This is a genomic window from Rhodoferax sp. UBA5149, from assembly GCF_002413825.1.
GTDB lineage: Bacteria > Pseudomonadota > Gammaproteobacteria > Burkholderiales > Burkholderiaceae_C > Rhodoferax.
Map to the genome: position 1 here is coordinate 1 of NZ_DHXT01000126.1, position 13031 is coordinate 13031.

At 63.9% G+C, this 13031-nt stretch carries 6 protein-coding genes; 5 read left to right on the plus strand and 1 reads right to left on the minus strand.

Annotated features, from left to right (window positions below):
* The 5 genes from B3V69_RS11110 to B3V69_RS11130 form a co-directional block, all read left to right on the plus strand.
* Positions 1-4683, plus strand: a 4683-nt coding sequence (locus B3V69_RS11110) for a hypothetical protein (protein WP_296446532.1), incomplete at its 5' end; no start/stop codon positions are given.
* A 29-nt stretch (positions 4684-4712) separates the two neighbouring features.
* Positions 4713-6644 (plus strand): hypothetical protein, encoded by a 1932-nt coding sequence (locus tag B3V69_RS11115; RefSeq protein ID WP_296446533.1) that lies wholly within the window; start codon positions 4713-4715, stop codon positions 6642-6644.
* Positions 6645-6691: 47 nt separating this feature from the next.
* The gene (locus tag B3V69_RS11120) at positions 6692-7402 is read left to right on the plus strand and encodes an SIMPL domain-containing protein (RefSeq protein WP_414707514.1); all 711 of its coding nucleotides are present in this window, start codon (positions 6692-6694) and stop codon (positions 7400-7402) included.
* 86 nt (positions 7403-7488) lie between these two features.
* Positions 7489-10146 (plus strand): EAL domain-containing protein, encoded by a 2658-nt coding sequence (locus B3V69_RS11125; RefSeq protein WP_296446534.1) that lies wholly within the window; start codon positions 7489-7491, stop codon positions 10144-10146.
* A 94-nt stretch (positions 10147-10240) separates the two neighbouring features.
* Positions 10241-12718, plus strand: a complete 2478-nt coding sequence (locus B3V69_RS11130; RefSeq protein WP_296446535.1) for a serine/threonine protein kinase — start codon at positions 10241-10243, stop codon at positions 12716-12718.
* Between the two features lie 67 nt (positions 12719-12785).
* Here B3V69_RS11130 and B3V69_RS11135 read toward each other — a convergent pair.
* On the minus strand, positions 12786-13031 hold a 246-nt coding region (locus B3V69_RS11135), incomplete at its 5' end, for an SDR family oxidoreductase (protein ID WP_296446536.1).

Consider the following 13031-nt stretch of genomic DNA (forward strand, 5'->3'; position numbering starts at 1 on the left):
CTCAAGGGTCTGTCGCAGCGCTTGCTGGGTGAGCGCGACCCGGCCGACCTGATCAAGGCGCTCGGCAGCGCGCAGCCCGTGATGCTGCTGCCCGTCGCCGTGCAGACGCGCTACAACGACGACGCCTCGCTGCTGATGGTGCGCATCTATCCCGACGCGATCCACACCTTTGCCCACGAGCCCGGGCTGACCGAGGCTGAAGTGGGCGAAGGCAAGCGCTACTGGGCCGTGCGCTTCGACAGCCCGGATGATGCCGAGTCGCCGTGGACGCAGATCGTGCGCATCTACGCGCCCGCGCGCTCGGCCTGGATCGTGCGCAGCACCACGCCGATCAACCTCGATCAGCTCGGCCAGCGGCTGGGAGACGGCGAAGCACCGGTCCAGCGGGTCGCACCGCAATTCAATGACGACGCCATCCCCTTGGTCACGCGCGACGCGCAAACGGTGTATGCAACGGCACTGCCCGACCGCTTTGTCGTGATCGGGCAAGCGCGTGGGCGCGAGGTGTTTCGCAAATGGGGCCAGGCCGTGGCCGACTTGCTGCCGATGTCGCCGGCCTTCGATCCGCTCTTGGTGGACGACCCACAGATGCACGACCCGTTCGGTGGCGATCGGGCCTGGATGGTTGACTATGCCGCGGCGCTGGCGGCCGGCATGGCCGTGAGCATCACGCAAGCTGATTTGAAAAACGGCGCGAAGATGCGCGACCGTATCGAGCGCCTGATCGTGCTGGGCGTTGACTGGACGCAGACACCCGACTCGGCCGCCAATCTGGTGGGCGCGCTGCTGGACAACCACCAACACAGCGCGGGGCTGAAGTTCGTCGCCCAAGGCACGCCCACCAACAACACCAGCAGCACGCGCGCCGGTTTTGCGGCGAACGGCGCCGATGTTGCCGCTGAACTGCACCCGCAGACGGCCGACGCACGCGCGGCGAACGCAGCGGTCGAACTCGCCAGCGCAGGCGCCCGTTTGCAGCGCATGCTGGGTGTGCCCAGTGACGTCTTTGATGCCGGGGTGGTGCCGGATGCCGACTTGCTTGAGGGCGCCACCGCCGGCCACATGCTCAATGCGCTGTGGAGCGCGACGCTGGGCTACACCCTGCGCTACTTCTGGAACCCGCTTGACAGCAGCCAAACCCTGCTCGACGACGATGCCATTGAGCAACTGCGCGCCTGGGCCGTGCGCACCGTGCGGGCAAGCGGGCCGGTGTCGGCCTTGCGCGTGGGCAAGCAGCCGTATGGCATTCTGCCCATCAGTGCGCGCGGCCATGTGCCCAGCCCTAATTTGCCGCTGGAGCGCGAGCTGGTGCAAGCCATTGAGTGGTTTCGCCGTTTCTGGGACAACGCCGTGCCTCGCGTGCCGACCTTGCGCGACCCCAGCGCCGAGAACCTGCACCAGGTGCTCGCCATGCAACCCTGGGCCACGGCCAAACGTTACTGGGAAGTGGCCGGCCCGGCCACTATCCAGAACTATCCCGACATTGCGCCTTTCGCCATATTCCAGGAGGCCATGGGGCACGGCTTGATCGCCGACCTGCTGGACAAACAAAGCTTCGAGGGCAAGGTGCCGTTCCTGGCGCTGTGTGCCGTGCGTCCCAAGCCGCATGCGCTGGACGCCGTGCCGTGGGTGCAGCGCGACCCCGACCAGCCGCAGCGCGAACTTGACGGCCCGGTCGCGCTCAAGCGCAACTACCTGGCCAGCTTGCTGGCGTTGCTGAGCCAGCCCAGCAGCACGATTCGCGCAGCGATGGTGAAGATGCAGGACGGCGAGTCGCTGCTGGAGGCGATGCTCGGATTTGCCGCCGATGAGGAAGTACTGAAGTCCGGCCATGAGCTGTTTTATGGCCATCTGCAGGGCATTGCGACGCTGAGCGATTCGGTCAAGCAGCAGATGAGCCGCCTGCGCGTGGCCGAATACATTGGGGTGGACAGCAGCACGCTGGTGGGCGATCAGATTAACGTCAACCATGCGCGCGCCTTGCTCGGTCTGAAGCTCACCGGCACCACCGGCGCGCTCTCGGTGGAGGAGCATATTGGGGCCAAGTTGGGCCTGCCGCGCTTGCAGTGGCCGCAGCACATGCGCAATATCTCCAGCTTCAACGACAGCCTCGATTTTTTGAAAGATCGCACGGCGGGCGAACTGCAACAGTCGTTTCGCACCACGCTCGATTTGTTCTCGCACCGGCTTGATGCCTGGATTACCTCGCTGGCCACGCACCGGCTCGACACCTTGCGCGAGGCGCATCCGCAAGGCATCCATCTGGGTGCCTTCGGGGTGGTGGAAGACCTGCTGCCCGATTCCGCGCGCGGTCAAAGCCAGGCGCTGGACAGCCTGGGCTATGTGCATGCCCCGTCCTTGCAACAGGCCACCGCCGCCTCGGTGTTGCGCAGTGGCTTTCTCGCCAACGGCCAGGCGGCGGGCAGTGCGTTCGACATCGACTTGCGGTCGCGGCGCGTCAAGCGCGCCAAGCGTTTGCTGGAAGGTCTGGCCAACGGACAGTCAATGGCGGCGCTGCTGGGCTACCGCTTTGAGCGCTCGCTGCGCGACAACGCACTGTCGCCGCACATTCTGGAGTGTCGGCAAGCCTTTCCACTGTGTCCGGCCGGTGCCGACAGCAGCGCCGAAGCTAAGGAAAGCATTGCCGCGCGCGACGTGGTGGACGGCGTGCGCCTGATGGACACCTACCGCAATGCCAAGGCCAGTTTTTCGGTGCCCGGCGTACCGTCCGCCTTGACCCAGCAAGGCGGCGCGATTGCAATATTCATTGAAGACCTGCTGGATCAAATGGACGCGGTGTCGGACCTGCTGATTTCAGAGAGCGTGTACCAGATGGTGGGCGGCAACATGGACGCCGCCGGTGCCGCCATGATGACGCTGGACAAACAGACTCGCCCGCCGGAGCCGCGCGTGGTGGAGACACCGCATTCGACCCGTGGTTACACGCAGCGCGTGGTGGTGGCGCTGGAATCGACCGATCTGGGCGCCTGGGCGGGCGTGGCTGACGAGGCGCTGGCCGCCCGCATGGAGCCACGCCTGAATGCCTGGCTGGCACACCTGTTGGGTGACCCGGCGCGCTACGAATTTGTCGCAAAAGCGCTAACGCCTCCCGCGCAAGCGGGACAGGATTGGATAGACAGTGGCGTCGTATTGACGGCGAGCCTCGCCGAACTGGGCCTGTCGCCACTGGCCTTGGTGCTCAACAGCGAAGCACAGCAGGGTGCCGGCCACAGCGGGGTGCAAGAGCGACTGGGCGCGCTGATGGGCGACAAGCTGCGGGTGCAGGTGGGCGCGGCGGCGGATGGCATGGCGGTCGTGCTGCAGGCCGATGCGCAACAGGCCGCACGCATCGGGCTGGCAGCGTTCGAGTCGCTGGCCTGGGTGTTCCGGCGTTTGCTGGACAAAACGCGCGCCTTGCGCCGCATGGACATGGTGCAAGCGCGCGACGGCATGGAGAGCGCCGCGACGCTGGACGATGGCGAAGCAGCGGGCGTGGACGTGGCCGAACTGGAGTCCCGCCGCGACCTGGCAGAGGCGCAAGCCGCCACCGTGCTGGGCGCACTGGCGGCCGCCAGTGACCTCGCCCCGGAAGACCTGGAAACTCTGGACCCCAACGATCCGGCCACACCGGCGCTATTGGCACAAACCCAGGCCGCCCTCGCGCAGGCCTACGCCTTGGGCTGGCGCAGCGCGCTGAGCAACAGCCCGGTGGCGGCGGGCAACGCGGAAGGCCAGGCGCTGGCCACCGGCGACTCGGCCGCGCAGGCCGTGGCGCGCGCGCGCGGCTTGCTTGACGAAATCGGCGGCCGTATTGACGCGGCCCGCATCGCCCCCGTGTCGGACGGCGTGGGCGGGCAAATGCAGGCGGCGCTGAACCGCATCCATGCCGTGATGGGCAAGGACTTCCCGCTGCTGCCGCTGTTCACACTGGGTGCTTTTGCCGGCGATGCGGCGGCCACGCTGGCGGACCGCGATAGGCTGCTGGCCAAAGCAGCCCAAGGCAACGACGACACGGCCATTGCCGGTTGGTTGCCCAAGCTGGCCTGCGTGCGCGAAGCCACGGCCCTGCTGTCTGACGCGCTGCTGGCGGCCGAAGCCATCGGGGCCGACAGCGGCTACGTCGACGACGCCCTCGACTTCAAGTTGCTGCAGTTTCCGCGCAACGCCAGCGCGCACTGGGCGGCGCTGCCGCCGGCGCCCGAGCAGGACCTGCGCGGCGTGGTCGCCGTCGCCGCCCATGCACCCGGCGCGCTGCTGGGCATGGGCGCCGCGACCACGCTGGCGGGCCTGTACGTGGACGAATGGATGGAAACCATTCCGTCGGATGAAGAAACGACCGGGCTGGGCTTTCATTTCGACGCGCCCGGTGCGCGACCACCGCAAAGCATCCTGCTGGCGGTGCCCGCTGACCTCGCCGTCGAAAACTGGACGCTCGACAGCCTGCTTGCCACCGTCAACGAAGCGATGGCGCTGACCCGCCTGCGCGCCGTGCGACCGCAGGACCTGCAAGGGCTGGGTCTGCTGCTGCCGGGGATCTTTTTGTCGAACAACTTCAAGCAGGACGTGCCGTCGGTTGACTTCAGCAAGCTGCTGGCAAAGAGCCTCGACGTACTGCGCGTGGCCAGCCATCAGCGCAGCGGCAGCGCGACCATGGCCATGGGAACCACCCAGTTCACCCAGTAGGCAAGCAGCCCTGCGCACAAGGAACCGTCATGACTATTTCCCTTTCTGCCGCCCGCATCTCCGTCATGACCGCGCTCATTGCGCGGCCTGACCCGTCGCACACCGTCTGGTCGCGGCTGGAGCCGCTGCCCACCAGTGACGATGTGTCCGATAGCCTGCAGGCGCGCGTGGCCGATCCGCTGTGGATGCTGGCGCGGCAGTGGCAGTTCAACGAGTTTCAGGGCGAAGACGCGGGCAGTCCGATCCAGGCGGCGCTGGCGGTGGTGGGTTTGCCCGTCAGTTCCTTGCTGCGCGACCGGGACGCCGTGGAAGGCGTGAGCCTGCCGCCGGGCGGCGCGCCGATCGAGGCACTGGTGGAGCACGAGCAGGTGCTGGCGGTGCACCCCAAGCTCAATGCGCAGGCTGGTCAACAACTGATGCGCCGACTGCGCGCGGCCAGCCTGCAGGATGCCGCACAGACCTTGCTGGCGCAATTTCCGGCGCCGCTGCCGGCGCCTGATGACGCGGCGGGGGACAACGCCGGTTTCGTTTGGCATGTCTTGCTGCACCAGCGTGCCATCGACGCGCTGGCACTCTCGACCGCGTTGCAGGCGCTGCCGGACCGACCGGCACTGGAAGCGTTGGCGGTCAGCCTTGGCGTTACGGCCGCGCAAATGGAGACCTTCTGCAACGTCATCGCGCACTGGTCTGGCTGGCTCGACGAGCTGGCACTCAACGGCACTGAGAAAGGTGCCAGTCCTTACTGGAATCCACAGCGTCTGGAGTACAGCTTCGCCCTGGGCGCGCAGGGCGATGGCGCGCCGGTGCGCCTGGTGGCCGACGAGTACACCGACGGTCGGCTTGACTGGCATACCTTCATGCTCGGGTCGTCCGCGAATGCAGCGGCTGGCCCGAGTGAATCGTTTGACGTGGTGCCCCAGCGCGCGCCGCTGCCCACCACCGCGCGTTACCCCGGCATGCCGGCCGACCGCTACTGGGAATTTGAAGATGGGCGCGTCAACTTTGGCATGCTCGGCGCCGCCAAGAGTGACCTGGCGCGGCTCGCCGTGCTGGAATACGCCCTGGTGTTCGGTAACGACTGGTTCACGCTGCCGCTGACCTTGCCCACCAACGCGCTGTACCGGGTCGGCACATTCACGGTGCGCGACAACTTCGGCATTGAACTGCCGATTCCGCCTGCGGGCTGGAACATGTTTGAGATGAGTCTGCAGCCCGGCGCCCCGGTGCAACGCCTGGACAACGCGCTGTACCTCTGCCCCGCGCTCAACACGCTCGAAGGCCCGCCGCTGGAGCATGTGCTGCTGGTGCGCGACGAGATGGCCAACCTGGTGTGGGGCATCGAGAAGCGCGTGCAGGGCAGCTCGGGCGAGCCGATCGACCGCAAGTTCGAGAGCACCCGCCTATCGACCACGCAGACACTGCGCCCGCCGGTCGGCGCCCCCGCCGTGGCCAGCGGTGCGCTGCTGCAGTACCGGCTGCAGACGCCGGTGGCCGCGAACTGGGTGCCGTTTCTGCCAGTGCGCAAGGCGGGGGCCACGCCCGCGCAGTGGGCGATTCAGTTGCAGCGCGGTGTCGTCACGCACTATTACCAGGTGACCGAATCGCGCCTGGCAGACCCGCTCAATGCCAGCTACGCCGGCTTCATCGAGCGCTTGCGCAGCAACAGCTTTGTCGAGACCAGCGCCGTGCAGGGCGCTGACGACAACCAGTTGCAGGGTTTCATGTTCCATCCGCGCGGCAGCCTGCTGCGGCTCGATCCCAATGCGCCGGTGGCCAGTGACTTTCTGCGGGTCGAGGAAGAAGAGGTGCCGCGCGACGGCATCGAGCTCAAACGCAACTTCAACTACGCACGCGACGCCCAGGGCCGGGCCCTGCTGTGGATCGGCCGCAGCAAGGTGACAGGACGCGGCGAAGGCGCGAGCGGCCTCAAGTTCGACGTGGTGTCGCGCGGCAAGCCCTGAGCAGCGGCTTGTTACGATGCCTGTTTTAAGGGTCTGGAGGAATCATTTTGAATTTTGCTACTAAAGCGATAGCTGTTTGTGCCCTGTTGACGGGGGCTGGCGGCCTATTTGCTCAACAAGGTCTGTATCCGCCGGTGCAGAACGTCGTGCAACTCGCGGCCAGCGGTACGGTGGAGGTTCAACAGGATTTGCTGTCGATTTCCATGAATACGACCCGCGATGGCGCTGACGCCAGTGCGGTGCAAGGCCAGCTCAAGACCGCGATCGATGCGGCGCTGACGGAAGCCAAAAAAGTGGCGCAACCGGGCCAGCTTGACGTGCGCACCGGCAACTTCAGCCTGTATCCGCGCTACGGCCGGGACGGCAAGTCCATCGGCTGGCAGGGCTCGGCCGAGTTGATTCTGGAGGGACGTGATTTCGGCCGCATCAGCAGCACGGCGGGCAAGATCCAGACGCTGACCGTTGGCAGCGTGAGTTTTGGTTTGAGTCGCGAGCAACGCGCCAAGGTCGAAGGTGATGCGCAAGGCATGGCCATTGAGCGCTTCAAGATGCGTGCGACGGAGATCGCCCGCGGTTTCGGCTTTGCCGGCTATACCCTGCGGGAAGTCAATGTCAGCGCCAATGACCTGGGCTTCACACCCAGACCGCGAATGATGGCGATGGAGGCCAAGGCGGTGGCGGCGGATGCGCCGGTGCCGGTCGAGGCCGGAAAAACAGCGGTGGTGGTGACGGTATCCGGGTCCGTGCAATTGAGATAAAGCGGTTGCTTTAGACGAAGCTCCGGTTTGGATTTGTGCCTTGGCGGTACATAATCCAAAAAACGTCAAATCCGGGGAGGATGCAGATGATCATTGAGCTCGTCAAGGGGGTCGCGTTGTTGCTGGCACTCAGCTTTTTGCAGAGTGTCAACATCCGTTTTTGGCGCGACCACAAAGTGGCCGGGCAATTGACTTCAGGCGTCCTCTTCGGGGCTATTTGTGTCGTTGGCATGATGACCCCCATCGTGGTGACGCCGGGTGTGATTGTTGATGCGCGCTCGGTTGTGCTGAGCATGGCGGGGCTCTTTGGCGGGCCCCTCGTGGGTGGGCTCGCGGCAGGCATCGCGGTGGCCTATCGGTTCTGGCTGGGCGGCGGCGGCGTTGGCATGGCGGTGACCTTGATGGTTTCCAGCGTGGCGTTCGGACTGCTGTACCGCCATACCGTGCACCGGGGCTGGACCCGAATTGGCGTGGTGCCACTGCTGGTGTTTGGCTTTCTTATCCACGGCATCGGGTTTTTTCTGTTCATTGTGTTCCCGGTCGGGAACGCCCAGCAGGGCCTTGCCAACCTGGCCCTGCCGATGCTGCTGACCTTTACACCCGCCACGCTGTTTTTGGGCTTGCTGTTGCAAGATGGCGAGCGTCGCCATGAAACCGAGTTGGCGCTGCGCGAGTCCGAGTCCCGCTTTCGTAATCTGTTGCAAGACATCCCTGCGGTCTCGGTGCAGGGTTATGCGCCGGATGGGACGACGCGTTACTGGAACAAGGCGTCCGAGCGGCTGTACGGATATACCGCCGGGGAAGCCATTGGACGCAAGTTGCAAGACCTCATCATTCCACCCGAGATGCGCGAAGGTGTGCGCCAGGCGATGCACCAGATGTTTGAAACCCGCCAGCCCATTCCAGCGGGCGAGTTGTCCTTGCTGCGCAAGGATGGCTCCCGGGTACCGGTGTTTTCGAGCCACGCTTATGTGCATCAACCGGGTCGCGAACCCGAAATGTTCTGCATTGATATCGATCTCTCGGACCGTGCCCGGGCCGACGCCGAGTTGCGCATTGCGGCCACCGCTTTTGAATGCCCGGAAGGGATGATCGTGACCGACGCGCAGCTGGTCATTCTTCGGGTCAACCGGGCTTTTACCGACAGTGTGGGCTACACCGAGGCCGATGCGGTGGGGCAGACGCTGGCGCTTTTCAATTCGGGACGCCATGACGCCGTCTTTTATTCGAACATGACAGAACGCCTGCAGCGCGAGGGGAAATGGGCGGGTGAAATATGGAGTCGACGAAAAAGCGGTGAGATATTTCCCGAGTGGATCAATATCACGGCGGTGATGGATAAAGAAAACCAGGTGAGCCATTACGTGGCCACCTTGACGGACATCACGCAACGCAAGGCGGCCGAAGAGCAGATCAGGCAACTGGCATTTTTCGATCCGCTGACGGCGTTGCCGAACCGGCGCTTGCTGATGGACCGTTTGCAGCGCGCCTTGGGCTTGAGCGAGCGTAACAAGCGCAGTGGGGCTTTGTTGTTCATCGACCTTGACCACTTCAAGACGCTCAACGATACGCGGGGACATGAAAAAGGTGATTTGCTGCTGCAACAGGTCGCCAAGCGTCTGGCCGGTTGTGTGCGTGAAGGTGACACGGTGGCCCGTCTTGGGGGCGATGAGTTCGTGATCATGCTGGAAGACCTTGACGAAATGCGCGAAATCGCTGCCGCTGAAGTCAAAACCGTGGGTGAAAAAATTGTGACACTGCTTAACCAGCCTTACCGGCTGGTGGATTTTGATGTCCACAGTACCTCCAGTGTGGGCGTCGTTTTGTACAGCGGCCACTCGGTATCGATTGACAAGCTGCTCACGCAGGCCGATCTGGCGATGTACCAGGCCAAGTCGGAAGGGCGCAACCGCATCCGCTTTTTCGACCCCGCCATGCAGGCCGTGGTGAACTCGCGTGCCACGCTCGAAGCTGATTTGCGCGAAGGCATTCTGGGCGCGCAATTCATTCTCTATTACCAGCCCCAGGTGGATAGCGGGGGCTGCATCACGGGCGTCGAGGCCTTGTTACGCTGGTCTCATCCTGCGCGCGGCATGGTGTCGCCGGCCGACTTTATTCCGCTGGCTGAAGAAACGGGGCAAATACTGTTGCTGGGTAACTGGGTGCTGGAGGTGGCCTGCGCCCAGCTGGTGACGTGGGCGCAGCATCCGCACAGCGCGCACCTGACCTTGGCGGTGAATGTGAGCGCCCGGCAGTTTCGCGAGCCGGACTTCGCGCGCTTTTTGCTGGACCTGCTCGACGGCACCGGGGCCGACCCGAAAAGACTCAAGCTCGAATTGACGGAGAGCATGCTGATCGACAATCTGGAAGACATCGTCACCAAAATGACGGCTCTCAGAGAGCGTGGCGTCAGTTTTTCGCTGGACGATTTCGGAACCGGATACTCCTCGCTGTCCTACCTCAAAAGACTGCCGCTGGATCAGCTCAAGATTGACCAGTCCTTTGTGCGCGATGTGATGAGTGACCCCAATGACGCGGCCATCGCCAAGACCGTCGTCGCGCTGGCCCAGAGTCTGGGGCTGGCGGTGATCGCCGAAGGCGTTGAGACCGAAGAGCAGAGAGACTTTCTGGCCCGCCATGGCTGCCACGCCTACCAGGGCTACCTGTTCAGCCGACCGCTGCCGCTGGCGGAGTTTGAAAAGTTTTTGGGTGCTGGTTCTGATCGCGTTCTCCTGCCCGCTTGATTGTCCGCCCGCTGGCTGCAAGCTCCGGGTGTCAGTGTCATACTTGCGTCACAAAAGCATCTTTTTTGCCCCCATCCCACGTAGCCATTGATTCATGCCTGATTTCTCACCGCTCTCCACCATCAAGCGACTGGCGACCGGCCGGTCGGCGCAGCAGGAACCCGCCATGGTGGGGCGTTTCGAGTTGCGACGCATCCTGGGCCAAGGCGCACAAGCGGTCGTCTGGCTGGCGTTTGACCCGCGCCTGGAGCGCGAGGTGGCCATCAAGCAGATGCGGGTGGGCAAAGGCTCCGATGCCTCGGCGATTGCACAGTGGCTGCAGGAAGCGCGAAGCGTCAGTCGTCTGACCCACCCCAATATCGTGCCGGTGTTCGAGGCCGACGTGCAGGATCAGCAGCCCTACCTGGTGTTTGAATATGTGCCGGGGCAGACCTTGTCGGCGATTCTAAAAAAACGCGGTGCCTTGCCGCCGGCCGAGGCCGTGGCGCTCATGCTGGATGTGCTGGAGGCCTTGGTCGCAGCCCATGCAGCCGGGGTTGTCCATCGCGACTTGAAGCCTTCCAATGTGCTGATTGACCCCGCGGGCCGGGCCCGGGTGATGGACTTTGGCATTGCCGCGCGCATGAAGGATGCCGGGGGCATCGCGGCTGCAGCGCCGGATGGTGGCACGCCGGGTTATATGTCGCCCGAAGCCGCACAGAGAATGCCCGCCACGCCGCTGATGGATGTTTTCTCAGTGGGCATTGTGTTGACCGAGATGCTGTCGGGCAAGCCGCTCATCAACGAACGGGACCCCTACCGTGCCATTTACCGGGTCGTCCATGAGCAGCTGGAGCTACCGGCGGGTCTGAGTGCCGAGGTGGACGACGGGCTGCGAGCGATCGTGCTGCGTGCCTTGGCCCGCGACCCCTTGCAACGCCACCCCAGCGCCAAGGTTTTTCGCGACGAGCTGGTGAAGTGGTCGGGCGCGGCGGCAGCAGCCGAAGCCGGACAGGCCAAGAGGTCGGCAGGGGCGGGTGGCAATAGCACGCTGGAGTTTTTGTTGCGCCGCATGCGTCACAAAACGGATTTCCCCGCCATGTCGGACTCGGTGGTCCGGATTCAGGGCATGGCGACCTCCGAGACCGAAAGCGTGGGCAGCGTCACCAATGAAATTTTGAAGGATGTGGCCCTGACCAACAAGTTGCTGCGTTTGGTCAACAGTGCCCATTACGCACGCGGTAGCAGCATCAGCACGGTGTCGCGGGCGGTCAGCCTGGTGGGTTTCAACGGTATTCGCAACATGGCGCTCAGCCTGGTGCTGCTGGAGCACATGCAGGACAAAGCGCATGCCAGTGTGTTGAAGGAAGAGTTTTTGCGTTCCTTGATGGCCGGCTCCATTGCGAGTGAATTGTGTCCCGTGGTGCGGGAAAATGAGGAAGCCTTTATTGGCGCCATGTTCCATAACCTGGGTCGGTTGCTGGCCGAGTTTTATTTTCCCGAAGAAGCGCGCACGGTGCGCGGGCTGACCTCTTCCACCCGGCAGCCGGTGAGTGAGGCGACCGCCTCGGCCAGCGTGCTGGGTTTGAGTTTTGAGGAGTTGGGCATTGGTGTGGCCAAAGCCTGGGGCCTGCCCGAAGGCATCCAGCGCTGCATGCGTCGGCCCATCGGTGAGCCGCCGGCCCGCCCGCCGGGGGACGCCGCTGAACGCCAGCGCTGGATGGCCGCGGCGGCCAACGAAATTGCCGACATCCTGCTTCGCACCGATCCCAAGGATGTTGATGTGCGGCTGACGCAGGTGGCCAAACACTATGCCAAATCCCTGGGCGTCAGCCCCGAGGCGGTGCAGCTGGCCACCACGGTGGCGCGCAAAAAACTGATCGATATGGCCATGGCGATGGATCTCAAAGTGCTGGCCGGTTCCGCCGCCTCAAAGCTGTTGAACGCCCCCGTGGAAGATCCTGAAACGCTGCGCACTCTCGATCAGGAACCCCCTGACACGCTGGCCCCCCTGGAATTGCACGCGACCCAAACGATGTCCCCGGAACATGGCGAATTGGCGCCGCGCGATGCGCACCGCGTGGCGGAAATTTTGACGGCGGGCATTCAGGACATCACCAACGCCATGGTGGAAGATTTCAAGTTGAGTGACGTGCTGCGCATGATTCTGGAAACCATGTTGCGGGCCATGGAATTTCAGCGCATCATTTTCTGCATGCGCGACTCGAAGATTGACGCCTTGACCGGCCGCTTTGGTTTGGGCGAGGGCGTCGAGGGCATGGTCAAATTTTTTAACGTGGCGCTCAAGCCCATGACGCCGGATTTATTCTCCGCGGTGTGCATCAAGGGCGCCGACACCATGATCAGCGACGCCACCGAGCCGCGTATCGCCGAGCGCCTGCCGACCTGGTATCGCAAGGGGGTCAACGCCCCCACCTTTTTGCTGCTGCCGGTGAACATCAAGGGCAAGCCCTTCGGACTCATTTATGCGGACAAAGGGCAGAAGGGCGGCCTGACGCTCGATGAGAAAGAGCTGGCGCTGTTGCGCACCTTGCGCAATCAGGCGGTGATGGCGTTTAAACAATCGACCTGATTCTAAAGGGTGTTTTAGGCCTCCAGCCCCCGTCCTATAAGCGTGAGCAGCTACAGTAATCATAGCATCACTGGGCCGTCCAGCCGCCATCCATATTCCAGGCCACCCCCCGCACATTGTTGGCCGCCGGTGAGCAGAAGAAGACGGCGAGTTCGCCCAGTTCTTCCGCCGTTGTGAACTGCATGGACGGCTCTTTTTCGCCCAGCAGCAGCTTGGTGGCTTCGGCGTTGGAGACGCCGAGCGCCGCCGCCTTGGCATCGACCTGTTTTTGCACCAGGGGCGTCAGCACCCAGCCGGGGCAGATCGCGTTGCA